The organism is Clavibacter nebraskensis NCPPB 2581 (genome assembly GCF_000355695.1).
Taxonomy (GTDB): Bacteria; Actinomycetota; Actinomycetes; order Actinomycetales; family Microbacteriaceae; genus Clavibacter; species Clavibacter nebraskensis.
Window position 1 is genome coordinate 2,664,518 of the sequence record NC_020891.1, and the last position, 24,872, is coordinate 2,689,389.

Below are 24,872 nucleotides of genomic sequence, written 5' to 3' on the forward strand. Positions count from 1 at the left end.
GATCCTACCGGTCGGCGTCTGCGCGGCTCCCGCGCCGGGGAGCGCCGACGGCCTCGTCGCGACCCCCGTCGGGGAGCGGGTCGTCACCGTCCTCGTCGCCGTCCTCGTCCTCGTCCTCGTCCTCGCGGTAGCCGGGCTGCTCGCGGGTCCAGGTGTCGCGGACGGTGCGGTACCAGATGACGATCGCGAAGACCGCGAAGACCGCCCACTCGGCCGCGTAGAAGATGTTGAGCCAGTTGAGCTGCACGGCCTCGCTCGGCGGAGGCGAGTCGATCGCCGTGAGGCCGGCGATCGGGGTCGACGCGACGATGAAGCCGTTGTAGACGTCGCCCGCGTCGCCCGGCCAGAGGTTGACGAGCGCCGCCGTGCTGAGCCGGGTCATGCGCTGGGGGTCCTGGCCCTCGCCCGGGGGCTCGGGCTGCTCGCTCGGGAGGAAGCGGCCGACGATCTCCTGGACCCCCGTCGGGGATCCGTCGCCCGCGTCCAGCTGCGTCGCGACGGCCGCCGCCTCGTCGTCGGTCGCGGTCCAGCCGAGCGCGACCGGCACGCTGGCGGGCAGCGCGTCGGGCGCCGGATCCGCGGAGCCGTCGTCCGTGATCGAGAGGTGGCCGACGACCCAGGCGCCGGTGCGGCCGGCGTTGAGGCGGTCGGAGACGACGACGAAGTCGCCGGGGACGAGCGAGCCCTGGACGGTGACCATGTGCCCGGCGGACGTGTCGGTGACGTAGCCCTGCGGCTGGGCGAGCGTGCCGAGCGGCAGCGCCGTCTCGGTGTCGCGCTCGATGACGACGCCCGACTCGACCGCGCGCGCGAGCTGCCACTGCCCGAGCGCGGCGAAGCCCGCGGCGATGACGAGCGCGAGCGCCAGCAGCGCGAGGGAGCGCGGGCGGCGGGCGACCTGGCCGACGGTGGGGCCGGCGGCGCCGGATCCGCCCGGACCGGATACCGCGGTCGCGGCGTCGGGACGCGGTGCGGCGTCGGAGCGGGGGTCGGGTGCGTGGGTCATCAGTAGTCGGGTTCCCGTTCGCGGGTGGGTGGGGTCCAGGTGTCGTGGTCGGACTGCTGGCCGGCCTGCTCGGCGCGGCGGTCGGGGGCGGGCCACGGGGCTCCCGCATCGTCGGTGGCATCCTCGTCGGCGCCCCTCCGAGCGGCGACGGCGCCCTCGGCCTCGGGGCCGGTGCCCGGCGTCGTGCCGCGCGCCGCGGTGCCCGGCCGCGGCGTCGCCACCGCGAGGCCGTCGCCGGGCACCTGCGCGCCGCGCTCCGCCGCCTCGAACAGGGCGAGCGCACCCGCCCGCTCCGCGTCGCGCTCGGCCTTCTCGGCGGCGCGCTTCGTGGCGGAGCGGTACCGCGTGGGCAGCACGGCCGTGCCGATGCGCACCGAGTTCGCGGCGAGGAGCGGCCCCATGATCGCCATCACCAGCACGTAGAGGCCCGCGAACGGCTGGATCCGCTCGTCGAGCCCCGCCGACAGCGAGAGAGTCGCGAGGATGAGCGCGAACTCGCCGCGGTTCTGCAGGATGAAGGCCGTGTTGATGCCGGCCTGCGCGCCGTGCCCGTTCAGCCACGCGACGAACTGCCCGGCGATGATGTTGAGCACGACCGTCATGAGCACGGCGAGGAGCACCGGGACGACGACGGTGGGGAACTCGCCGGGATCCAGCGCCAGGCCGAAGTTGAGGAAGAAGAACGCGCCGAAGACGTCGCGCAGCGGGATGGCGATCTGCTCGATGCGGTTGCGCACGCGCGTCGCGCCGAGCACGAGGCCGATGAGGAAGGCGCCGATCGCGTCGGTGACGCCGAGCACCTCGCCGATGCCGCCGAAGAGGATCGCGAGGCCGAAGAACAGGACGGTGAACAGCTCGACGTCGCGCGTGCGCATGAACCGCGACAGGAACGCGCCGCCCTTGCGCGCGACCGTGAACATCACCACGAGGAAGGCGAACGACACCGCGAGCTGGCCGACCACCGCCCACGGCTCGGTCTCGCCGCTCAGCACGACCGACACGATGGCGAGGTAGACGGCGATGAAGATGTCCTCGACCACGGTGACGCCCAGGATCATGGGCGTCTCGTCGTTGGCCAGGCGGTTCAGCTCGATGAGCAGCTTCGTCACGATGGCGCTCGACGACGTCGCCGTCATGCCCGCGATGATGAGCGCCTCGCGCGTGCCCCAGCCGAGCGCGAACCCGAACGCGAACCCGACGCCCATGTTGATGAGCACGTACGAGCCGCCCGAGATGATGAGCTTGCCAGCGTTGCCGAAGAACTCGTCCTGGTCGAACTCCAGCCCCAGGTTGAACAGCAGCAGGATGAGGCCGAAGACGGCGATCAGCTCGATGTCGCCCGAGGCGAAGTCGAGCGGGAACCAGTCGACGCTCGGGCTCGCGAGGAGCCCGACGAGCATGTAGATGGGGATCGCGGGCAGGCCGATGCGCTTGCCGAGCTGGCCGAACGCGTAGGCGAGGACGAACAGCAGGCCGAGGACGATGAGGTCGAGGCCGTGGTGCACCCGCTACCCTCCGTCCGGCGCGGAGCCGGGCGCGGGGCGGTGCGGGAACTCGCCCGTCCGGTAGAACGCGAAGGCCTTGGCGACCTTCTCGGGGGATCCGGCCACGACGAGCGTGTCGCCCGGGTAGACGGTGAAGTCGTCGGAGGGCGCGGGGTTGGCCGACTCGCCGCGCACGACCGCGACGACCGTGAGGCCCACGACGCCGCGCGAGGCGAGGTTGCCGAGGGCCTGGCCGGCGATGTGGTCGTCGTAGTCGACCGTGAACCAGTCGATGCTGAGGCCCGGGATCTGGTCGAGCTTGTCGAGGGACTCGGTGATCCGCGTGCCGCCCAGCAGCTCGGCGAGCGTGTGCGCCTCGTCCTCGCTGAGGCGGAGCGACACCTTCTGCGTGTCGGGCCCGTCCTGCTCCTCGGAGAAGGTGATCAGGTCGCTGTGGCCGGAGCGGTGCGCGATGACGCCGACCTTGCCCCCGTCGTCCGTGATGAAGGTGTGCAGCACGCCGACACCCGGCAGCTTGACGCGACGGACCTCCGCCATGCGCGCACCTCCCTCTTCCTCTGGTTCACAACGCGGGCCGCGCCCCGCATGTTCCCTGTCCGCTCGGCGCGGGACGGGCCCGGCCGGGTGGCCGGCGCGGACTACTTGCCGTACGGCGCGACGACGACCTCGACGCGCTGGAACTCCTTCAGGTCGGAGTAGCCGGTGGTGGCCATGGCACGGCGCAGGGCGCCGACCAGGTTGGCGCTGCCGTCGGCCGTGGTGGACGGGCCGTAGAGGATCTGCTCGAGCGGCGCGACCTGGTCGACCCGCACGCGGTGACCGCGCGGCAGCTCGGAGTGATGCGCCTCGGCGCCCCAGTGGAAGCCCTGCCCGGGCGCGTCGGTGGCGCGCGCGAGCGTGGAGCCGAGCATGACCGCGTCGGCGCCGACCGCGATGGCCTTGACGATGTCGCCCGAGCTGCCGAGGCCGCCGTCGGCGATGACATGCACGTAGCGGCCGCCGGACTCGTCCATGTAGTCGCGGCGAGCGCCCGCGACGTCGGAGAGCGCGGTCGCCATGGGCGCGTGGATCCCGAGGGTCGAGCGCGTCGTGGACGCCGCACCTCCGCCGAAGCCGACGAGCACGCCGGCCGCGCCCGTGCGCATGAGGTGGAGGGCCGCGGTGTAGGTGGCCGCTCCGCCGACGATGACGGGGACGTCGAGCTCGTAGATGAACTTCTTGAGGTTGAGGGGGGCCGCGCCCTTCGAGACGTGCTCGGCGGACACCGTGGTGCCGCGGATGACGAAGAGGTCGACGCCGGCCGCGACCACGGTCTCGTAGTGGTCGGCGGTGCGCTGGGGCGAGAGCGCCGCGGCGACGACGACGCCGGCCGCGCGGATCTCCGCGATGCGCGCCGTGATGAGCTCCGGCTTGATCGGCTCGGAGTAGATCTGCTGCATGCGCGCGGTGGCCGACTCGGGCGGCAGCGACCGGATCTCCTCGAGCAGGCGCTCGGGGTGCTCGTACCGGGTCCAGAGGCCCTCGAGGTCGAGGACGCCGAGGCCGCCGAAGCGCCCCATCGCGATGGCCGTCGCCGGGGAGACGACCGAGTCCATGGGCGCGGCGAGGAACGGGATCTCGAACTGGTATGCGTCGATGGACCACGAGACCGACACGTCCTGCGGGTCGCGCGTGCGACGGGACGGGACGATGGCGATGTCGTCGAACGCGTACACACGGCGGGCCCGCTTGGCGCGGCCGATCTCTACATCACTCACCCGCCCAGCCTAGCGGCGGGCTCCTGCGCGACCGGCCGCCGCCCGGATCCGCGGTCACCCCCGGGCGGCACGCGCCGCGCGCCGCTCGGGCTCGAGGCCCGCGTGCAGCAGGAGTGCGCGGAGCCGCCCCGCGCCCAGCACGTCCCCCTCCCCCGCGACCACCACGCGCCAGCGGCCGACCTCCCGCTGCCCCGCGTGGCCGGCGTCGGCATCGGCCCCGGGCGCGACGCGACCCGCGCACCCCCTCCCGACGATCCGCAGCCCCACCCGCTGGGCCGCCCAGGCCAGCGCGAGCCGCCCGTGGCCGCCGACCGCGACTCCCACGGCGGGCGGGGCGAGCCCGACCTCGTGCGCGACGCCGCGCGCGACCGACTCCAGCGGGCAGCATGCGGCGCCGTCCGCCGCCCGGACGAGCAGCTCCGCGCGTCGGCTCCACGGACCCGAACCGCGCATCCCCCACTCCCGATCGAGGTCGGCGCGCGTCACCGGCGACCTGCGCGTCGGCGCGAGCGCGTGGTCGAGCGCGACCAGACCGTGCGCGTACCACCCCGGGCCGCGCGGCGCGGTTCCGCGCACCGCCGCCATCGCCGCCTCGTGCGATGCGGCGAGTGCCGTCGCCGCGAGCCCCGGCAGCCGAACGGCCTCCGCCCCCAGCACGAGACGCGACCGCCCGTGCGCGGGATCGCGGACGACGCGCGTGCCCGCGGGGCGACCGCGCCGGAGCCCCGGCGCCTCGAGCAGCGTCACGAGCGCGGGCCACGGGGCGAGGCGCGGCAGCCCGTGCACGGCGGCCGCCGACGCCCCGCCCAGCACGACCGGGTCGAGCGCGACGCGGGCGAGCGCGCGGATGCGCAGCAGGTGCCGTCCGCGCGCCGACACCGCCTCCCACTCGGTGCGCCGCACGTGCACGCCCGCGCGCAGCCGCAGCAGCTCGCCGCGCGCCTCCGCCCGGGCGACGACCGCAGCGTCGGCCCGCTCCTCCTCGGCGACAGGACGCGCGGCGGAGGGACGCGAGACCCCCGACAGGATCAGCGCCACCCCGGGCGGCCCGAGCGACACCGCCTCGAACGGAGGGGCGGCGGGTGGCGGGACGGCGGACGGCGGCGGGGTCGGTGTCATGCGGGCAGTGTCGCGGGCCGCGGGCGCCGAGGACGCGGCCCGCCGCGACCCGCCGGGCGTGCGTCCGGATCCGCGCCCTGTGAGGGAGCGCCCGCGCGCGCGAGGGGCCGGTGCGCCAGGCACCGGCCCCTCGTCGTGACCGCGCGGGGGACGCGCGGGTCAGCGCATCAGCGCCGGTAGTTGGGTGCCTCGACGACCATCTGCACGTCGTGCGGGTGCGACTCCTTGAGCCCGGCCGCCGTGATGCGCACGAAGCGCCCGCGGTCCTTGAGCTCACCGACCGTGCGCGCGCCCACGTAGAACATCGACTGCCGGAGGCCGCCGGTGAGCTGGTACACGACGTTCGCGAGGGATCCGCGGTAGGGCACCTGGCCCTCGATGCCCTCGGGGATGAGCTTGTCGTCGCTCGGGACGTCCGACTGGAAGTAGCGGTCCTTCGAGTAGGAGGTCTTCGAGCCGCGGGTCTGCAGGGCGCCGAGCGACCCCATCCCCCGGTAGCTCTTGAACTGCTTGCCGCCCACGAACATGAGGTCGCCGGGGCTCTCGTCGCAGCCGGCCAGGAGGCTGCCGAGCATGACCGTGTCGGCGCCGGCGACGAGCGCCTTCGAGATGTCGCCCGAGTACTGGAGGCCGCCGTCGGCGATGACGGGGATGCCGGCGGCGCGCGCGGCCAGCGACGCCTCGTAGACCGCGGTGACCTGCGGCACGCCGACGCCGGCGACGACGCGCGTGGTGCAGATGGACCCGGGGCCCACGCCGACCTTGATGGCGTCCGCGCCCGCGTCGATGAGCGCCTGCGCGCCCGAGCGGGTGGCGACATTGCCGCCGATGACGTCGACGTGCGAGGTCGCGGGGTCGGACTTCAGGCGGCGGATGATGTCGAGCACGCCCTGGCTGTCGCCGTTGGCCGTGTCGACGACGATGACGTCGACGCCGGCGTCGACGAGCGCGAGCGCGCGCTGCCAGGCGTCGCCGAAGAACCCGATGGCCGCGCCGACGCGGAGGCGCCCCTCGGCGTCCTTCGTGGCGTCCGGGTACTGCTCCGACTTGTCGAAGTCCTTGACGGTGATGAGGCCGCGCAGCTTGCCCGCCTCGTCCACCAGCGGGAGCTTCTCGATCTTGTGCTCCGCGAAGATCGCGATCGCGTGGTCGGGGTCGATGCCGACGCGACCGGTGATGAGCGGGGTGCGCGTCATCACGTCGCGCACGAGCGTGGTGGCGGCCTGCACGGGCGACACGAAGCGCATGTCGCGGTTCGTGATGATGCCGACGAGCGTGCCGTCCTGCTCGACCACCGGGAGGCCGGAGACGCGGAACTGGCCGCAGAGCGCGTCCACCTCGGCCACGGTCGCGTCGGGTCGCGTGGTGACCGGGTTCGTGATCATGCCCGACTCGCTGCGCTTCACCTTGTCGACGAACGCGGCCTGGTCCTCGATGGAGAGGTTGCGGTGGATCACCCCGAGCCCGCCCTGGCGCGCCATGGCGATGGCCATGCGCGCCTCGGTGACGGTGTCCATGGCGGAGGAGAGGAGCGGAGCGGCGACGCTGATGTTGCGCGTGAGGCGGGACGTGGTGTCCGCCTCGCTCGGGATGACGTCGGTGTGCCCCGGCAGGAGCATGACGTCGTCGTAGGTGAGGCCGATGACGCCGAACGGGTCGGACTGGTCCAAGTTCCCTCCAGGGGGATGAGAGGCGGATGGGGTACCCGGGGGACCGCGTCGGCAACCGGTGTCTCAATGTTAACGGGACGCGCCGACCGGCATTCCCGGCGTATCACGCCTCCACGCCGTACACGCCCGAAACATCCAGGACATAATCAGCACGTACTGTCAACCAACGTCGTCCTGACGGTAGTCGCGGTGCCTGTGCGGACTTACCCCTCGCACGGCTCCCCCTATGGAGGTCTAGTGATAGCCACTGGTTCGGCCGGAGCACGCGCGCAGCGCATGTGGGCCCTGATTCTCGCGGTGGCGTTCGCCTGCACCGCACTTCTCCTCTCGGCCCCGTCGGCTGCGCACGCGGATCCCCGCGCGGCGCCGCAGGCGGTCGACCCGGCGTCCGCCGAGCAGTCCCTGCTCGTGTGGGTCCGGGCGGACGCCGACAAGACCGGCATCGCCGGGGTCACCGTGAAGGTCTCGGGCGGCGGCGTCGAGGCCACCGGCACGACCGGCGCGGACGGCAAGGCCGAGGTCGGCCTCAGCGCGCCGGGCTCCTTTACGGTCGAGGTCGACGCGTCGACGATCCCCGAGGGCGCGGGCGTCCCCCGCGCGGGCTCGAGCCCTCGCGAGATCGACGTGGCCGCCGGCAACAAGAACGTGCCCGCCTTCTTCTTCCTCTCGCCCGACGGCGCGGCGGCGGGCTCCGCCGGGTCGACCCCGGCACCGAGCGCCAGCGCAGGTGCCGGCACGGGGACGTCCACCGCCGGCGAGACCGCCGCACCGGACACCGAGACCGGCGCGGTCTCCGGCACCGCGGAGCCCGTCACCCAGAACAACTTCTGGAAGATCTTCTGGCCCAAGGTGGTGACGGGCCTCATCTTCGGCCTGCTGCTCGCCCTCGCGGCCATCGGCCTTTCGCTCATCTACGGCACGACGGGCCTCAACAACTTCGCGCACGGCGAGCTGGTCACCTTCGGCGCGCTCATGGCGTACCTGTTCAGCAACGTGCTCGGCCTGAACCCGGTGCTCGCGATCGTCATCACGGTGATCCTCGGCGGGGCGTTCGGGTTCGCGCAGGACGCGGCGCTCTGGAAGCCCCTGCGGAAGCGGCGCCTCGGGCTGGTGCCGCTGATGATCGTCACCATCGGCCTGTCCCTCGCCCTGCGCTACCTCTTCCAGTTCATCTTCGGCGCCGACCGCCTGACGCTCCCCAACAGCCCGGCCCCGTTCCTGGTCGTCGGGCCGGTGAGCCTCAAGTTCACCGATGTCGCCGGCGCGGTCGTCTCGGTCGTGCTCCTCCTGGCGGTCGCGTACGTGCTGCTCTACACGAAGATCGGCAAGGCCACGCGCGCCGTCTCCGACAACCGCTCGCTCGCCGCGGCGTCGGGCATCGACGTCGAGGGCGTGATCCGCGTGGTCTGGATCGGCGGCGCCGCGCTGGCCGCCCTGTCCGGCGTCTTCATCGCCTACTACCAGTCGCTGCGCTGGGACACGGGCGCGTCCATCCTGCTGCTCGTCTTCTCGGCCGTCGTCCTCGGCGGGCTCGGCACGGCGTTCGGCGCGCTCATCGGCTCGATCGTGATCGGCGTCTTCATCAACGTCAGCACCATGGTCCTGCCCGAGAACATGAAGTACGTGGCCGCGCTCGTGGTCATGATCGTCATCCTGCTCATCAGGCCCCAGGGAATCCTGGGTCGGAAAGATCGGATCGGTTAGCCGCGCATGAACTCCAACTTCATCTTCCTGGCGCTCGGCGAGATCTTCTCGCCGACCACCGCGGCGTACGCGCTCGCGACCGTCGGCCTCGTGATCCACTTCGGCTTCACGGGCCTGCTCAACTTCGGCCAGGCCGGCTTCATGGCCATCGGCGGCTACGCGTTCGCCATCACGGCGGTCATGTACGACTGGTCCGTCTGGGCGTCGCTCCTCGCGGCGATCGTCGCGTCCACCGTGTTCGCGCTGATCCTGGGCATCCCGACCCTCCGTTTGAGGGCGGACTACCTGAGCATCGTCACCATCGCTGCGGCCGAGATCATCCGGCTGAGCGTCAAGACGCCCGAGTTCTCCGCCGTCACGGGCGGCTCCGAGGGCATCAACGGCGCGGCGGCCGGCTTCAACGACCTCAACCCGCTGCCCGAGGGCCGCTTCGGCTTCGGCGTGCTCACCTACTCGGCCGACCAGTGGTGGATCCGCATCGTCGGATGGGGCCTCGTCGGCATCGCCTGCCTCCTCGTGTTCCTCCTCATGCGCAGCCCCTGGGGCCGCGTGCTGAAGGGCGTGCGCGAGGACGAGGACGCGGTCCGCGCGCTCGGCAAGAACGTCTACTCCTACAAGATGCAGGCGCTCGTGCTCGGCGGCGTGTTCGGCGGGCTCGCGGGCGTGGTCTTCATCCTCCCGAGGTCGCTGCAGCCCGACAACTACGGCACGCAGCTCACGTTCTTCCTGTACACGATCATGCTGCTGGGAGGCGCGGCCACGATCTTCGGGCCGGTCATCGGCTCGATCATCTTCTGGGTCACGTTGTCGCTCTCGGACGGCCTGCTCAGCCTCGCGGTGTCGAACGGCTGGCTGCCCATCTCGAGCACCCAGCAGGGCCCGATCCGCTTCATCATCGTGGGCGTCGCGCTCATGCTGCTCGTGATCTTCCGACCACAGGGCATCTTCGGGAAGAAGAAGGAGACGCACTTTGCCTGACAAGACCCCGGTCTCGGCCATCCTCGACGGCGACGCCGGTCCGGGCTGCGCCAAGAAGGACCCCATCATCGTCGCGCACGGCGTCAGCCGGCAGTTCGGCGGCCTGAAGGCCGTCGACGTCGACCACCTCGAGATCCCCCGCGGCTCCATCACGGCCCTCATCGGCCCGAACGGCGCCGGCAAGACCACGTTCTTCAACCTGCTGACCGGCTTCGACAAGCCGAACACCGGCACGTGGGAGTTCTCGGGGAAGAACCTCGCCGGCATGAGCGCCTTCCGCGTCGCCCGCCTCGGCATGGTGCGCACCTTCCAGCTCACGAAGGCGCTCGGCGGCATGACGGTGCTGGAGAACATGCGCCTCGGCGCCACGGGCCAGGGCGGCGAGAATTTCTTCTCCGCGCTGATCCGCCCCCTCTGGCGCAAGAAGGAGGACGAGATCACGGACCGCGCGCGCGGGCTGCTGAAGAAGTTCAAGCTCGACGCCAAGGAGGAGGACTACGCGGACAGCCTCTCCGGCGGTCAGCGCAAGCTCCTCGAGATGGCGCGCGCGCTCATGACGAAGCCTGATCTCGTGATGCTCGACGAGCCGATGGCCGGCGTCAACCCGGCGCTGACGCAGTCGCTGCTGCACCACATCCTCGACCTCAAGACCGAGGGCATGACGGTGCTGTTCGTCGAGCACGACATGCACATGGTCAACGAGATCGCCGACTGGGTGGTCGTGATGGCCGAGGGCCGCATCGTCGCCGAGGGCCCGCCCTCGACCGTGATGAGCGACCCGGCCGTCATCGACGCCTACCTCGGCGCCCACCACGACACCGACCTCGGCACCCTCACGGGCCAGCGCGAGGTGGCGAAGGACATGGACTCCGACCTCGTGAAGAGCGAGATCGAGAAGGAAGCGGCAGACAAGTGACGGCAGAGCGGGTCCTCCAGACCACCGACCTCCACGCGGGCTACCTGCCCGGGGTCAACATCCTCAACGGATGCAACGTGCACGTCGACAAGGGCGAGCTCGTGGGCATCATCGGCCCGAACGGCGCCGGGAAGTCGACGCTGCTGAAGGCGATCTTCGGCCAGGTGAACGTGCGCGGCGGCAGCATCGAGCTGAACGGCCAGGACATCACCGGGCTCAAGGCCGACAAGCTCGTCTCCCGCGGAGTGGGCATGGTGCCGCAGAACAACAACGTGTTCCCGACGCTCACGATCGACGAGAACCTGCAGATGGGCGCGTACCAGAAGCCCAAGATGTACAAGGAGCGGCTGGCGTTCGTCACCGACCTGTTCCCGGAGCTCGGCAAGCGGCTCAAGCAGCGCGCCGGATCCCTCTCCGGCGGCGAGCGCCAGATGGTCGCCATGTCGCGCGCGCTCATGATGGACCCGACGGTGCTGCTCCTCGATGAGCCGAGCGCCGGTCTCTCCCCCGTGCGCCAGGACGAGACGTTCATCAACGTCGCGCAGATCAACCGCGCGGGCGTCTCCGTGATGATCGTGGAGCAGAACGCCCGGCGCGCGCTGCAGATCTGCGACCGCGGCTACGTGCTCGACCAGGGCAAGGACGCGTACGAGGGCCGCGGGCGCGAGCTCATGAACGACCCGAAGGTCATCGAGCTGTACCTCGGCACGCTCGCGGCCGACCAGGAGAAGGCCAAGGCGGCGCCCCAGCCCTGATCCTCACCCACGCACGACACGGCGCGGCATCCCTCCGGGGGTGCCGCGTCGTTGTGTGCGGGGGGGGGGGCGCGGGCGTCCGCCCCACGGACCGCGACCGTGCGCGTCCCGCCGTCGTGACGGCGCGCTGGCCCCCTGCGGGACGGCGCTCCGCCGGCGCGTGACCGCCCGGCCGCCGACGCGGGAGGACGGCACGCGACGCCAGCCGGCCGCGGCCGCACCGCGCGCACCCGGGCACGCCGAAGGGCCCGGTCCATGCGGACCGGGCCCTCAGCCGTGCGTGGTGCGGGTGCTAGTCGAGCTTGCCGTAGACCTGCTCCTCGAAGGTCGTGGTGTTGCCCGTGCCGTACTTGTAGACGGAGACGTACGCCTCGGTCGGGTCGCCGTTCTCATCGAACGTGATCGGGCCGGAGAGGCCGTCGTAGTCGATGTCGGTGCCGTCCGCAATGAGCTTGGCGCAGTCCGCGAAGGTCGTGCACTTCTCGCCGCCCTCGGAGACGGACTGGAGGTTCTCCTTCAGCGTCGCGCCGTCGGTCGCCTTGCCCTGGAGCGCGGCGAGCGCGAGGAGCACGGTGCCGTCGTACGACTCGGCGGAGTAGCTGAACACCGTGAGGGCGGGCTCGCCCTCGGCCTTCACCATGTCCTGCAGGCGCGTCTGGAAGTCCTCCTTGGCCTCGACGCCGGGGTTCGTGAACTGCGCCCCCGCGATGTCGACGTTGGTGTCGGTCTCCTTGATGACGCCGTAGTTCCCGTCCGTGCCGTAGAACTTCGAGAAGTCGAAGCCCTTCGACGCCAGCTGGTCGGCGATGGTCTTGATCTCGTCGAACGAGATGACGACGAGCGCGTCCGGGTTCGGGGCGAGCACGGAGGTGATCGCGCTGTTGAAGTCCGTCGCGGAGGGCTCGAAGACCTGCTCGGCGGCGATGGTGGCGCCGCCGGCCTCGAGCGTCTTCTTGATGTTCTCCTCGAGGCCCGTGCCGTAGGCATCGTTCATGTAGAGGATCGAGACGTTGGTCTTGCCGTCCTGCAGGATCTTGTTGCCGAGGATGCGACCCTGGAGCACGTCCGAGGGGGCGGTGCGCCAGTAGTAGCCGTCGTCCGCGTAGGTCGTGAAGTCCGGCGAGGTGTTCGCCGGCGAGAGCTGCACGACGCCGGCCTGGGTGACCTGGTCGATGAAGGTCTTCGAGACGCCCGAGGACGCGGCGCCGATGATGGCGGTGTTGCCGTCCGCGATGAGCGAGGTGGCCGACTGGCTGGCGATGTCGGTCGTGGTGTCGCCCGAGTCCTTGGCCGTGTTGGTCACCGTGATGCCGGCCTTGGCGTCGTTGATGTCCTTCACGGCGAGGTCCACGCCCGCGAACTCGGGCGGGCCGAGGACCGCGAGGGACCCCGTCTGCGGGAGGATCGTGCCGATCTTGAGGTCCAGGCCGCCGTCGGCCGTGGTGCCTCCCGTGCCACCGCCGCCGCCGGAGCAGCCGGCGAGGACGAGGGCGCCGGCCACCGCGATGGTGACGGCGCTGAGGGCGGTGCGGGCGGATCGTGAGCGGGAGGCCGAAGCCCTGCCGAATGCGCTCATGGTGCTCCTTATGGATGTGTGTGGTGATGCTCGGGAATGTGGTGCATGAGGCACGCGAATGCGTGCCTCGCCTGGTGCGACCCTAGGGCGCGGATGAGACGGGCACAATGCATCGGCATTTCCGTCGTGTAACGCGACCCGATCGTTACCTGTCGCGAAATGCGCGACGGGATCCGAATCAGATGCCCTCGACGACCGCCGGATCCCTCCGCGCAGGCACCGCGACGGGCAGGGATCGGTGGGACGCGCGGACCATGTCGATCGTGAGCAGCACGAGCGCCGCCCAGACGATCGCGAATCCCGCCCACCGCTCGGGCGGCATGGCCTCGTACATCACGAAGACGCCGAACGCGAATTGCAGCAGCGGAGCGAGGTACTGCGTGAGCCCGATCACCGAGAGGGGCAGGCGGCCGGCGGCGAACCCGAAGAGCAGGAGCGGGCCGGCGGTCACGACGCCGGTGCTGACGAGGAGGAGCGTGTGCCCGAGGGACACCGTCCCGATGGTGAGGCCGGCGCCGGCACCCGTGATCACGAGCATCGTCGTGGCGGCCGGCACCAGCCACGCCGTCTCGAGCGCGAGGCCGGAGAGCGCGTCCGCTCCGCCGCTCACGCGCTTCTTCACGAGCCCGTAGAGCCCGAACGAGCCGGCGAGCGCGAGCGACACCCACGGCAGCTGCCCGTAGCCGACGGCGATGACCGCCACCGCGAGCGCCGACAGGCCCACGGCGGTCCACTGCAGCGGGCGCAGGCGCTCGCGCAGGAGGAGCACGCCGAGCAGCACCGTGACGATCGGGTTGATGAAGTAGCCGAGCGCGGTCTCGACCACGTGGCCGGAGAGCGTGCCGTACACGTACACGGTCCAGTTGACGAGGATCAGGTGGCCCGCGAGGCCGAGGCCGAGGAGGATGCGCGGCCGGCGCACGATGGCCACCACGCGCCCCCAGCGCCGCGCAGCCGTGATGACGACGGCGCAGAAGACGAGCGAGAAGAGGATCCGCCAGCCGACGATCTCGAACGCCCCGGCCGGCACGAGCAGGAGGAAGAAGACGGGGAGGACGCCCCAGAGGCCGTAGGCGCCGACGGCGGCGATCAGGCCGGTGCGGGTCGAGGTCTCCGGGGTGGGGCGCGTCACCTCACGAGGCTAGCGCCGCGGACGCACGAGAGCCCGGCCGAACGTGTCGGCCGGGCTCCCGGGTGGTGCGGTGCTGCGGTGTCGCTGGTGCGGAGCGTCAGCGCTCGATGACGGCGAGCACGTCGCGCGCGGAGAGGACGAGGAGGTCCTGGCCGTCGTACTTGACCTCGGTTCCGCCGTACTTGGAGTAGATGACCTTGTCGCCGACGGCGACGTCGAGCGGGACGCGGTTGCCGTTGTCGTCGATGCGGCCGGGGCCCACGGCCACGACCTCTCCCTCCTGGGGCTTCTCCTTGGCGGTGTCGGGGATGACCAGACCAGACGCGGTGGTCTGCTCGGCTTCGACCTGCTGGATGACGATGCGATCCTCGAGCGGCTTGATGGAGACCGACACGGTTGACCTCTTCCTTCGTGACTAAGGGACAAGACTGATTGGCAATCTCCCGGGGAGAGTGCCAGGTGAGATTCTACGGGCCGCGCTTGCACTCGCGCAACGCGAGTGCCAATCGGTGCAGAGGCGCCCGGGTACGGTGGGCGGATGGATCAGACCGACCTCCGCGAGGTGCTCTCGCTCGAGGGGCTCCGCCTGCTCGACTCCCTTCCCGCGCCGGCGCCGGGGGACGACATGGTGCGGATGGTGAGCGCGCTCCGCGGCGAGGGGCACTCCCCCGCGCTCGTGTCCGCCGTCCTCACGCAGTCGCGCCTGCGCGCCAGGGCGCGGGGCAAGTTCGGCGAGTTCGCCGCGCGCATGCTCTTCACGGAGGCCGGGCTCGAGCAGGCCACGCGGCTGCCGGTCGCCGCGCAGCACGCCGGGCGCTTCCAGCAGGCCGGCGTCGCGCACGTGGCGGACCTCGGCTGCGGCATCGGCGGGGACGCGATGGCGATGGCGGCCATCGGGATCCGCGTCACGGCCGTCGAGCGCGACGAGGTGACCGCCGCGGTCGCCGGCTGGAACCTCGCGCCGTTCCCCGAGGCCGAGGTCGAGCAGGGCACGGCTGAGGCGTTCGACACCGGCCGCGTCGACGGCGTCTACCTGGATCCCGCGCGGCGCACGGACGGGCACTCGTCGACCCGCCGCATCTCGGATCCGGACGCCTACTCCCCCACCCTCTCCGCCGCCTTCGAGCTGGCGGCGGGACGGGCCGCGGGCATCAAGCTCGGACCGGGCCTCGACCGCGACCTCATCCCCGCGGAGGCGGAGGCGCAGTGGGTCTCGGTCGACGGGCAGGCCGTGGAGATGGGCCTCTGGTTCGGGCCGACGCGGCGCGACGGCGTGCGGCGGGCGGCGCTCGTCATCAGCGGCGGGTCGCAGGCGGAGCTCACGGCGGAGGCCGACAGCGAGGACGCCGAGCTCGGCGAGCTGGGCGCGCACCTCTACGAGCCCGACGGCGCCGTGATCCGCGCCCGCCTCATCGGCGACCTCGCGCGCTCCCTCGACGGGCGGATGGTCGGCGAGGGCATCGCGTGGATCACGTCCGAGCGCGAGCAGGCGACGCCGTTCGCGCGCGGCTTCCGGGTGCGCGAGGTGCTGCCGCTCGACGAGCAGCGGCTGAAGCGCGAGCTGCGGGCGCGCGGGATCGGCACGCTGGAGATCAAGAAGCGCGGGGTCGACGTCGATCCGGCGCGGCTGCGCACCCGGCTGCAGCTCAAGGGCGACGGGTCGGCGACGCTCATCGCGACGCGGGTCGGCGGGCGGCGCGTGGCGATCCTCGCGGACCGGCACGGGGTCGACGCGGGCTGACGCCCGACCGCCGCCCCCCGCCCGGACACGACGACGCGGCCGCCCCCGAGGGGACGGCCGCGTCGTGTCGTGCGGGTGACGCTACTGCGTGGTGTAGCCCTGCTCCTGCAGCGCGGCCAGCGCGATGAAGCCGAGGATCGCGAGGCCGACGGCGAGCACGAGGCCGACGATGCCGGTGATGATGCCGGTGAGCCAGAAGCCCTTCGCGTCCGGGTTGCGCTTCTTGCCGAGGACGCCCGTGATGATCGCGGCGATGCCGAGGGGCGCGGAGAGGAACCAGAAGAGGATCGTCACCACGGACACGATGCCGAGGACCATCGACGTGATGCTCAGCCCCTTGGAGACGGGCGCACCGCCCTGGCCGGGCTGGTAGGGCGCCGCGTAAGGCGAGTCGGAGCCTGCGGCGGGAGCGGCCGGGTAGGCGGGCTGGCTCGGCGCGGGCGGGAAGCCGTCGTTGGAGCGGTCCGGGTTCTGCGGATCGGTCATTGTCGTTCCTTTCGTCCCTGGGAACATACCGTGATGCGTGCCCCGGGATTCTCGCGTCAGGTAAATAAACCCGAAAGGACCCCGATCGGGGGGCGTCGGGCGGTCAGCCGACCTGGACGACGGTGACGGGCAGCGTCGAGTCCGCGCCGAACGCGAGCCCCGACGGCGCGCGGCCCGACTCGATGAGCCGCGCGCCGAGCGCCGCGATCATGGCGCCGTTGTCGGTGCACAGCGACAGGGGCGGGATCCGCAGCTCGATGCCCGCGGCCCGGCACCGCTCCGCCGCCAGCTCCCGCACGCGCGCGTTCGCGACGACGCCGCCGCCCAGCAGCAGGCGCGGGATCCCGTGGTCGACGCACGCGGCGACGGCCTTCGTGAGCAGCACGTCGACGACGGCCTCGCGGAAGCTCGCCGCGACGTCCGCGACGGGCACGGGCTCGCCGGCGTCCTGGCGCTTCTCGACCCAGCGGGCCACCGCGGTCTTGAGGCCCGAGAAGGAGAAGTCGTAGCGGTGGCGCTCCATGTCCTTCGGCAGAGAGAGGCCGCGGGGGAAGCGGATCGCCCTCGGGTCCCCGTCGGCCGCGACCCGGTCGATGTGCGGGCCGCCGGGGTACGGCAGGCCGAGCACGCGCGCGACCTTGTCGAAGGCCTCGCCCGCGGCGTCGTCGATGGTCTCGCCGAGGAGCTCGACGTCGTCCACGAGGTCGCGCACGAGGAGCAGCGAGGTGTGGCCGCCGGAGACGAGCAGCGCGATGCTCGGGGTCTCGAGCGGGACGCCGGGGCCGCCGTCGGTGCTGAGGAGGTCCGCGCCCACGTGTCCGACGAGGTGGTTGACGCCGTGCAGCGGGATGTCGAGGGCCACGGCGAGCGCCTTCGCCGCGCCGACGCCGACCATGAGCGCGCCGGAGAGGCCGGGGCCCGCGGTGACGGCGATCGCGTCGAGCTCGCGGAGGGTGACGTCCGCCTCGAGGAGGGCCGCGTCGATGGCGGGGGTCAGCGCCTCGAGGTGCGCGCGGGCGGCCACCTCCGGCACCACGCCGCCGTAGCGCGCGTGCTCGTCCATGGAGCTGGAGATGACGTTGGCGAGGAGCGTCTGGCCGCGGACGATGCCGATGCCGGTCTCGTCGCACGAGGTCTCGATGCCGAGGACGAGGGGGCCGGCGTCGTCCGCGGCGGTCTCGTGCGGGTCCGCCTCCGTGCCCGCGGCGCCGGATGCGGCGGGCTGGACGCGCTCGGCGGGTGCGTCCCGCGGCTCCGCGACCTCGGGCGGCGTCGCGGCGAGGGCGACGCGCATCACGACGGCGTCGACGTCGTCCGGCTGGTAGTAGTGCGGGCGGACGGCGATGGCCTCGAATCCGAGCGACGAGTAGAGGGACTGGGCGACCGGGTTGTCGGCGCGCACCTCCAGCAGCACCTCGCGGGCGCCGCGGGAGTGCGCCTCGGCGACGAGCCGGGTGAGGAGGGCGCGGCCGATGCCGCGGCCGCGGCTGCCGTCGGCGACGGCGATGGTCTGGACGTCGGCGGCGTGCGCGCCGCGCGGGCAGGAGAGGCCGGCGTAGCCGAGGATCCTGCCGCCGTCCGTGTCCGCGGCCACGACGTACCAGCCGTGCCGGGCCGTGAGCTCGCCGCGCATCGCGTCGGCCGACCAGGCGTCGGAGACGAACGTGGTGGTCTCGAGGTGCATCAGCGCGGGGAGGTCAGCGACCTCCGCGGTGCGGAACAGGACGCTCACGAGGTGACCCGCTTCGGGCCGGCGGAGACCGTGACGTCGGGCGAGCGGAGGTAGAGCGCCTCGTCGGGCGCTAAGGGCAGGTCGAGCTCGTCCATCCGGCGGGCGACCTGCGCGAGGGAGGCCGCGCGGACGCCGGCGGCGTCGATCCGGTGATCCGCGGCGGGCACGTCGTCCGGCTTGCTGAGGCCGGGGCCCGCGGTGCGCTCGGCGACGCCGCCGGGCGCGGGCTCGCGGTAGACGGACCAGTACAGCTCACGGCGGCGCGCGTCGGTGACGACGACGAGGGATCCGGTGCCGCCCGCCGCGTAGTGGTCGTGCGCGACGGCGTCGTGGCTGACCACGGGGATCACGCGCACGTCCAGGCCGGTTGCCAGCATCCGGGCCGCCGCGATGCCGACGCGGAGGCCGGTGAAGGGGCCGGGGCCCATGCCCGCGACGACCGCGCGGACGTCGCAGCGCTCGATGCCGGACGCGGTGAGGCACTCGTCGAGCAGCGTGCCGATGACCTCGGCGTGCCGCATGGTGTCGGCCTCCTGGCGCTCGGCGAGCACGCGGCCGTCGGGGTCGATGACGGCGACGCCCGTGCCGGCGGAGGTGTCGATCGCGAGGAGCACTGGACGAGTCTAGGCGCGGGGCCGCGCGCGGAGCCGTCGGATGCGGACGGTGCGGGGCTCCTCGGGAGCGGCGTCGGGATCCGCGTCGGCGTCGGGATCCGCGTCGGCGTCGCCCGCGCCCGTGGGCCGCGCGATCCGCAGGTCCCACCACTCTTCCGCGACGCCGTCGAGCTTGCCCTCGCCCCACTCGACCACCACGACCGAGCGCGCGAAGTCGATGTCGAGGTCGTCGAGCTCGCGGGCGTCGGCCAGGCGGTAGGCGTCGACGTGCACGAGCGGCGGGCCGTCGACGAGGCTCGGGTGCGTGCGCGCGAGCACGAACGTGGGGCTCGTGACGGGGCCACGGACGCCGAGGCCGTCGCCGAGCCCGCGCGTGAACGTGGTCTTGCCCGCGCCGAGCGGGCCGGAGAGGACGACGAGGTCGCCCGCGCCCAGCTCGCGCGCGACGGCGCGGCCGACCTCCTCCATGTCGTCCGTGGTCGCGACGGGGACGAGCACGTCGGAGAGGAGCTCGGCGGCCGGCGCCTCCGCGTCGGCGGCCGCCCGCTCGTGCAGGTGCACGCGGTCGACGCGGGGGCCGACGCGGGTCACGATCTCGTCGCCGATGGTCTCGGCCCAGCCGGCCCACTCCTCGGCGGTGGGCTCGCCGCGGTGGCCGGGGCCGAGGATCACGGCGGTGTCCCCCACCTCGACGGGCAGGTCGCCGACGTCGAGCACGAGCTGGTCCATGGCGATGCGGCCGGCGATCGGGAAGCGGCGGCCGTTCAGCAGCACGGAGGCGTGCGGGGCGGCGATGCGCGGGATCCCGTCGGCGTACCCGAGCGGCACGAGCACGAGCGTCGACGGCCCCGCGGTGCGGTGGTCGAGGCCGTACGAGACGCCGTGCCCCGCCGGGACGCGCTTGACGGAGACGACGTCGGCCTCGAGCGTCATCGCGGGGACGAGGCCGAGGTCGCGACCGGAGCGGTCGTCGAACGGCGAGATGCCGTAGACGGCGATGCCGAAGCGCACCATGTCGAAGCGGGCGGCGGGCAGGCGGATCCCCGCGGAGCTGGCGGCCAGGTGCTTCTCGACCGGCCGCGCGCCCAGCTCCTCGGCCACGCGGACGGCCTCACGGAAGCGGGCGAGCGCGGCGTCGTCGTCCTCGGGCGAGGCGTCGGCGAGGTGCGACCAGAGCGCGTGCAGCGTCAGCTCGCCCGCGGCATCGGCGGCGACGGCCGCGCGCACCAGGTCGGGCCACGCTTCCGGGGTGGCGCCGTTGCGGCTGAGGCCCGTGTCGGCCTTGAGGTGCACGCGGGCGCGCATCCCCGTGGCGCGTCCCGCGGCCGCGATGCGCTCCAGCTCCCACAGCGCCGAGACGCCCAGGTCGATGCCGTGCTCGACCGCGACGCGGAAGTCGGTGTCGACGCCGTGCAGCCAGGCGAGGAGACGCGCGTCGATCCCGGCGCGGCGGAGCTCGACGGCGGAGGCCACGTCGAGCACGGCGAGGCTCTCGGCGCCCGCCTCGAGGGCGGCGCGCGCGACCTGCAGGGCGCCGTGTCCGTACGCGTCGGCCTTCACGGCGATCATCGTGCGCGCGGGGGCGGCGAGCGCGGCGAGCGTGCGGACGTTGTGGCGGATCGCGTCGAGGTCGATCACGGCACGACGGCCGGGCGCGACGGGGCCGGCCGGGACGGGCGCGGGGACGGCGTCGCTCATGCGGAGTACCTCCGGGTGACGCGGCCGGCGACGCGCGCGACGATCTCGTAGCCGATGGTGCCCGTCGCCTCGGCCCACTCCTCCACGGAGGGGGCGCCCGTGGCGGGATCCCCGAACAGCACGGCGTCGTCGCCCACGACCACGGGGCGGTCGTCGACGACGCCGTCGCCCACGTCGACCACGAACTGGTCCATGGCGATCCGGCCGCTCACGCGGAAGCGCGCGCCGTGGATCGCGACGGGCGCGCGGTTGCTCGCGAGCCGCGGGACGCCGTCGGCGAACCCGAGCGAGACGAGCGCGAGGGTCGTGGCCCGCGTGGTGCGGTACGTGTAGCCGTAGGAGACGCCCGTGTCGGCGGGCACGCGCTTCACCGCGACGACGCTGCCGACGAGGGTCATGGCGGGCACGAGGCCGAGGTCGGCGGACGTGACGCCGTCGAGCGGCGAGATGCCGTAGATCCCGATGCCGAGGCGCACCATGTCGAGGCGGGCCTCGGGCACGCGCAGGGCGCCCGCGGTGGCGGCGAGGTGGCGGATCCCGGGCTCCAGCCCCGCGGCCCGCACCACGTCGACCGCCTCGTGGAACGCGCGGACCTGCGCCCGGTCCTCCTCCTCGCCCGCGTTGGCGAGGTGGCTGAAGACGCCGCCGAGGTGGATCCTGCCCTCGGCGACGAGCGCCGCGACCTCGGCGACGACGGCCGGCCACTCCGCCGGCGTCACGCCGTTGCGGCCGAGCCCCGTGTCGACCTTGAGGTGCACGTCCGCGGCGCGGCCGACGCGGCGGGCGGCGTCCGCGACCTCGCGCACCTGGCGCAGGCTGTTGAGCCCCAGGTCGACGCCGGCCTCGAGGCCGGTGGCGAAGTCGGCGCCGGGCGCGTGCATCCACGTGAGGATCGGCGCCTCGATCCCGGCCGCCCGCAGCGCGAGCGCCTCGCGGATGTCGACCACGCCGAGCCGGTCGGCCCCGCCCGCGAGCGCCGCGCGCGCCGATGCGACAGCGCCGTGCCCGTAGCCGTCGGCCTTGACCACGGCCATCACGAGCGGCGCGCCCGTGGTGGCCCGCAGCGTGCGCACGTTCACGGAGATCGCGCCCGTGTCGATGCGCGCCTCCCGCCGGAGGGCGGCCGGCGCCTGGAGCGTCGCCTCGTCGGTCACGGTACGTCCCCCTCGGTCACCACGAACGCCGTGGCGAGGCCGGCGTCGTGGCTCATGCTCAGGTGGATCCGCGTCACGCCCCGCGCGGCCGCGACCTGCGCGACGACGCCGGCCACGCGGAACGACGGGTCTCCGTGCTCGTCGCGGACGACCTCCATGTCCTGCCAGCTGATCCCGCCGGGGCCGCCGAGCGCCTTGATCAGCGCCTCCTTCGCCGCGAACCTGGCCGCGAGCGACCGCGCGGGCAGGGACCGCTCGGCGGGCGCGAACAGGCGCGGCACGAGACCCGGAGTGCGCCCGGCGCTCCGGGCGAACCGCGCCACGTCGACCACGTCGACGCCGATGCCCCTGATCACGCCGCCGCGGTCACTCGACGGTGACGGACTTCGCGAGGTTGCGCGGCTGGTCGACGTCGAGGCCCTTGGCCGCCGCGAGCTCCATGGCGAAGATCTGCAGCGGCGTGACGGCCAGGAGCGGCTCGAACAGCGGCGCGGCGAGCGGGATCGGGATGACCTCGTCGGCGTGCGGCAGCACGAACGCGTCGCCCTGCTCGGCGATCGCGATGACGCGGGCGCCGCGCGCGCGGATCTCCTCGATGTTGGAGATGACCTTCTTGTGCAGCGCGAGCTGGTGGACGGGGCTCGGAACGATGACGAACACGGGCTGCCCCGGCTCGATGAGCGCGATGGGCCCGTGCTTGAGCTCGCCGGCCGCGAAGCCCTCCGCGTGGATGTACGCGAGCTCCTTGAGCTTCAGCGCGCCCTCGAGCGCGACCGGGAAGCCGACGTTGCGGCCGAGGAAGAGCACGGCCCGGGTGTCGGCCATCCACTTCGCGAGCTGGCTGATCTTCTCGCCCTGCTCCACGACGGTGGCGAGCTTCTCCGGCACGGCCAGGAGCTCCTCGGTGTTGGCGACGATCTCGTCGGCCGACAGCGTGCCGCGGATGCGCGCGAGGTGCAGCCCGAACAGGTACAGCGCGGCGACCTGGGCGACGAACGCCTTCGTGGACGCGACCGCGACCTCGGGACCCGCGTGCGTGTAGACGACGGCCTCGGACTCGCGCGGGATCGTGGCGCCCTGCGTGTTGCAGATGGAGAGGACGCGCGCGCCGGCCTCGCGGGCGTAGCGGACGGCGAGGAGCGTGTCCATGGTCTCGCCGGACTGGCTGATGGAGATGACGAGCGTGGTGGCGTCGAGCACGGGGTCGCGGTAGCGGAACTCGTGCGCGAGCTCGACCTCCACGGGGACGCGGGCCCACTTCTCGATGGCGTACTTGCCGAGGATGCCGGAGTACGCGGCGGTGCCGCACGCGACGATGACGATGCGCGAGATGTCGGCGAGGTCGACCTCGCCGATCGCGTCGAGGTCGGGCAGCACGACGACGCCGTCGACGATGCGGCCGCGGAGGGTGTTCGCGACGGCATCCGGGCCCTCGCTGATCTCCTTCGCCATGAAGCTCGACCAGCCGCCCTTCTCGGATGCGGAGGCGTCCCACGCGATCTCGAACTCGTGCGTCTCGACGGGGGCGCCGTGGAAGTCGGTGACCGTGACGGAGTCGGGGCGGATGGCGACCATCTGGTCCTGCCCGATGGCGACCGCGCGGCGCGTGAACTCCACGAACGCCGCGACGTCGGATCCGAGGAAGTTCTCGCCCTCGCCCAGCCCGATGACGAGCGGCGAGTTGCGGCGGGCGCCGACCACGAGGCCGGGCTGGTCGCGGTGCACAGCGAGGAGCGTGAACGCCCCCTCGAGCCGGCTCACCGTGTTGCGGAACGCCTGCTCCAGGTCGTGCGTGACGCCGTACTCGCGGCCGAGCAGCTGCGCCGCGACCTCGGTGTCGGTGTCGCTGTGAAACGTGTAGCCGTCCGCGAGGAGGTCGTCCTTGAGCTCCGCGAAGTTCTCGATGATGCCGTTGTGGATGAGCGCGAGCTTGCCGTCGTCGCCCAGGTGCGGGTGCGCGTTGCGGTCGGTGGGGCCGCCGTGCGTCGCCCAGCGGGTGTGGCCGATGCCGGTGGATCCGTTCGGCAGCGGCGACGCCTCCAGGTCCTCCAGCAGGCGGTCGAGCTTGCCCGCGCGCTTGCGGACGCCGAGCGTGCCGTCCTCGTCGAGCACCGCGACGCCCGCGGAGTCGTAGCCCCGGTACTCGAGCCTCCGCAGCCCCCCGAGGAGCACCTCGAGGCTCTTGGACTCACCGACGTATCCCACGATTCCGCACATGGGGCACCACTTTAGCCGTCCGCGTCGGGGTTCCCCTGCGCGGCCGGGCGTCGCGGCGTGCCCCGGGCCCGGAGGCGCCTGGGGAGGGGCCGTCGGCCGGCGTACGCGCGCTCCGGGCGCCCGCCGACCCCGCCGTAGGATGGGGACGCCATGCCAGACACCGCGACGGGATCCCCGACGAGCCATGGGCACGTCTCCCCGTTCGTGGAGATCGCCCGCGCCGACTGGGCGGCCCTCGCGCCCGCGACGCACCTCCCGCTCCGGGAGACCGAGCTGGTGCAGCTACGCGGCATCGGCGACCGGCTCGACATGCGCGAGGTCGAGGCCGTCTACCTCCCGCTCAGCCGCCTGCTCAACCTCTACGTCACGGGCACGAAGAAGCTGCACCGCGACACGAGCGCGTTCCTCGGCGAGCGCGCCAAGAGCACCCCGTTCATCATCGGCGTCGCGGGATCCGTGGCCGTCGGCAAGTCGACCGTCGCGCGCCTCCTGCGCGAGATGCTGGCGCGCTGGGAGGACACCCCGCGCGTCGAGCTCGTGACCACCGACGGCTTCCTGCACCCGAACGCGGAGCTCGAGCGCCGCGGCCTCATGGAGCGGAAGGGCTTCCCCGAGTCGTACGACCGGCGGGCGCTGCTGCGGTTCGTCACGCAGGTCAAGAGCGGGGTGGCCGAGGTGCGCGCGCCGTTCTACTCGCACCTCGCGTACGACATCGTGCCGGGCGCCGAGGTGGTCGTGCGGCAGCCGGACGTGCTCATCATCGAGGGCCTCAACGTGCTGCAGCCGGCGGCGTCCGGCGCGAAGCTCGCCGTGAGCGACCTCTTCGACTTCTCCATCTACGTGGACGCCCGCACCCATGACATCGCGCAGTGGTACGAGGACCGCTTCCTCAGCCTCCAGCGCGGGGCCTTCAGCAACCCGCGCTCCTACTTCCACCGGTACGCGGAGCTCAGCCCGGCCGAGGCCGTGGAGCGGGCGCGGCGGATCTGGTCGACCATCAACGAGCCGAACCTCGAGCAGAACGTCCGCCCGACCCGCTCGCGCGCCACGCTCGTGCTGCGCAAGGACGCGGACCACTCGGTCGCGAACGTCCTGCTCCGCAAGCTCTGACC

At 72.8% G+C, this 24,872-nt stretch carries 22 protein-coding genes; 6 read left to right on the forward strand and 16 right to left on the reverse strand.

Annotation, left to right across the window (positions count from 1 at the left end; genetic code table 11):
- Positions 1–4: 4 nt before the first annotated feature.
- The 6 genes from CMN_RS12430 to guaB all read right to left on the reverse strand — a co-directional run bounded on the left by CMN_RS12430 (position 5) and on the right by guaB (position 7,057).
- Positions 5–1,006 carry an SURF1 family cytochrome oxidase biogenesis protein gene (locus CMN_RS12430; RefSeq protein WP_015491150.1) on the reverse strand — a complete coding sequence of 334 codons (1,002 nt, stop codon included), beginning with the start codon at positions 1,004–1,006 and terminating at the stop codon, positions 5–7.
- A complete protein-coding gene (locus CMN_RS12435) occupies positions 1,006–2,511 on the reverse strand; it encodes a cation:proton antiporter (RefSeq protein ID WP_015491151.1) in 1,506 nt (501 codons plus the stop codon). The genes CMN_RS12430 and CMN_RS12435 overlap by 1 nt, the downstream gene beginning before the upstream one ends.
- Positions 2,512–2,514: 3 nt before the next feature.
- Positions 2,515–3,048, reverse strand: coding sequence for a cation:proton antiporter regulatory subunit (locus CMN_RS12440; RefSeq protein ID WP_012039247.1), 534 nt, complete (start codon positions 3,046–3,048; stop codon positions 2,515–2,517).
- A 101-nt stretch (positions 3,049–3,149) separates the two neighbouring features.
- A complete protein-coding gene (locus tag CMN_RS12445) occupies positions 3,150–4,268 on the reverse strand; it encodes a GuaB3 family IMP dehydrogenase-related protein (protein WP_012297979.1) in 1,119 nt (372 codons plus the stop codon).
- A 54-nt stretch (positions 4,269–4,322) separates the two neighbouring features.
- The gene (locus tag CMN_RS12450) at positions 4,323–5,387 is read right to left on the reverse strand and encodes a hypothetical protein (protein ID WP_015491152.1); all 1,065 of its coding nucleotides are present in this window, start codon (positions 5,385–5,387) and stop codon (positions 4,323–4,325) included.
- A 167-nt stretch (positions 5,388–5,554) separates the two neighbouring features.
- Positions 5,555–7,057 (reverse strand): IMP dehydrogenase, encoded by a 1,503-nt coding sequence (gene guaB, locus CMN_RS12455; protein ID WP_015491153.1) that lies wholly within the window; start codon positions 7,055–7,057, stop codon positions 5,555–5,557.
- A gap of 276 nt (positions 7,058–7,333) precedes the next feature.
- Between guaB and CMN_RS12460 the strand changes: the two genes are divergently transcribed.
- From CMN_RS12460 to CMN_RS12475, 4 genes are read left to right on the forward strand one after another with little or no spacing between them, the layout of a single operon-like run.
- Complete coding sequence (locus tag CMN_RS12460) at positions 7,334–8,761, forward strand: ABC transporter permease subunit (RefSeq protein ID WP_015491154.1); 1,428 nt, start codon at positions 7,334–7,336, stop codon at positions 8,759–8,761.
- A 6-nt stretch (positions 8,762–8,767) separates the two neighbouring features.
- Positions 8,768–9,739 (forward strand): branched-chain amino acid ABC transporter permease, encoded by a 972-nt coding sequence (locus CMN_RS12465; RefSeq protein ID WP_015491155.1) that lies wholly within the window; start codon positions 8,768–8,770, stop codon positions 9,737–9,739.
- Entirely contained in the window at positions 9,732–10,655 is a 924-nt protein-coding gene (locus tag CMN_RS12470) for an ABC transporter ATP-binding protein (protein ID WP_015491156.1), read from the forward strand. Before CMN_RS12465 ends, CMN_RS12470 begins: the two co-directional genes overlap by 8 nt.
- A complete protein-coding gene (locus CMN_RS12475; protein WP_012039254.1) occupies positions 10,652–11,410 on the forward strand; it encodes an ABC transporter ATP-binding protein in 759 nt (252 codons plus the stop codon). Before CMN_RS12470 ends, CMN_RS12475 begins: the two co-directional genes overlap by 4 nt.
- Positions 11,411–11,702: 292 nt before the next feature.
- Here CMN_RS12475 and CMN_RS12480 read toward each other — a convergent pair whose 3' ends face one another.
- The 3 genes from CMN_RS12480 to groES all read right to left on the reverse strand — a co-directional run bounded on the left by CMN_RS12480 (position 11,703) and on the right by groES (position 14,512).
- A complete protein-coding gene (locus CMN_RS12480; protein ID WP_015491157.1) occupies positions 11,703–12,986 on the reverse strand; it encodes an ABC transporter substrate-binding protein in 1,284 nt (427 codons plus the stop codon).
- A gap of 178 nt (positions 12,987–13,164) precedes the next feature.
- Positions 13,165–14,118, reverse strand: coding sequence for an EamA family transporter RarD (gene rarD, locus CMN_RS12485; RefSeq protein ID WP_015491158.1), 954 nt, complete (start codon positions 14,116–14,118; stop codon positions 13,165–13,167).
- A 97-nt stretch (positions 14,119–14,215) separates the two neighbouring features.
- Positions 14,216–14,512, reverse strand: coding sequence for a co-chaperone GroES (groES, locus tag CMN_RS12490; protein WP_012039257.1), 297 nt, complete (start codon positions 14,510–14,512; stop codon positions 14,216–14,218).
- A 144-nt stretch (positions 14,513–14,656) separates the two neighbouring features.
- Between groES and CMN_RS12495 the strand changes: the two genes are divergently transcribed.
- Positions 14,657–15,859, forward strand: coding sequence for a class I SAM-dependent methyltransferase (locus tag CMN_RS12495; RefSeq protein WP_015491159.1), 1,203 nt, complete (start codon positions 14,657–14,659; stop codon positions 15,857–15,859).
- Between the two features lie 81 nt (positions 15,860–15,940).
- Here the strand turns inward: CMN_RS12495 and CMN_RS12500 are convergent, their stop codons facing one another.
- The 7 genes from CMN_RS12500 to glmS all read right to left on the reverse strand — a co-directional run bounded on the left by CMN_RS12500 (position 15,941) and on the right by glmS (position 23,760).
- Entirely contained in the window at positions 15,941–16,345 is a 405-nt protein-coding gene (locus CMN_RS12500; RefSeq protein WP_015491160.1) for a DUF4190 domain-containing protein, read from the reverse strand.
- Between the two features lie 103 nt (positions 16,346–16,448).
- Complete coding sequence (gene tsaD / locus CMN_RS12505; protein WP_015491161.1) at positions 16,449–18,077, reverse strand: tRNA (adenosine(37)-N6)-threonylcarbamoyltransferase complex transferase subunit TsaD; 1,629 nt, start codon at positions 18,075–18,077, stop codon at positions 16,449–16,451.
- Positions 18,074–18,691 (reverse strand): tRNA (adenosine(37)-N6)-threonylcarbamoyltransferase complex dimerization subunit type 1 TsaB, encoded by a 618-nt coding sequence (gene tsaB, locus CMN_RS12510; protein WP_015491162.1) that lies wholly within the window; start codon positions 18,689–18,691, stop codon positions 18,074–18,076. The genes tsaD and tsaB overlap by 4 nt, the downstream gene beginning before the upstream one ends.
- 9 nt (positions 18,692–18,700) lie before the next feature.
- Positions 18,701–20,389: an alanine racemase gene (alr, locus tag CMN_RS12515; protein ID WP_015491163.1), complete on the reverse strand. Its 1,689-nt coding sequence runs from the start codon at positions 20,387–20,389 to the stop codon at positions 18,701–18,703.
- Positions 20,386–21,543 (reverse strand): alanine racemase, encoded by a 1,158-nt coding sequence (alr, locus tag CMN_RS12520; protein ID WP_015491164.1) that lies wholly within the window; start codon positions 21,541–21,543, stop codon positions 20,386–20,388. The genes alr (CMN_RS12515) and alr (CMN_RS12520) overlap by 4 nt, the downstream gene beginning before the upstream one ends.
- On the reverse strand, positions 21,540–21,899 hold the full coding sequence (locus CMN_RS12525) for a holo-ACP synthase (protein WP_015491165.1): 360 nt from the start codon (positions 21,897–21,899) through the stop codon (positions 21,540–21,542). The genes alr (CMN_RS12520) and CMN_RS12525 overlap by 4 nt, the downstream gene beginning before the upstream one ends.
- Positions 21,900–21,909: 10 nt before the next feature.
- Positions 21,910–23,760 (reverse strand): glutamine--fructose-6-phosphate transaminase (isomerizing), encoded by a 1,851-nt coding sequence (gene glmS / locus CMN_RS12530; RefSeq protein WP_015491166.1) that lies wholly within the window; start codon positions 23,758–23,760, stop codon positions 21,910–21,912.
- Positions 23,761–23,910: 150 nt separating this feature from the next.
- On the opposite strand from glmS, the gene coaA reads away from it, so the two are divergent.
- Positions 23,911–24,870, forward strand: coding sequence for a type I pantothenate kinase (gene coaA / locus CMN_RS12535; protein WP_015491167.1), 960 nt, complete (start codon positions 23,911–23,913; stop codon positions 24,868–24,870).
- The last annotated feature ends 2 nt before the right edge of the window (positions 24,871–24,872 follow it).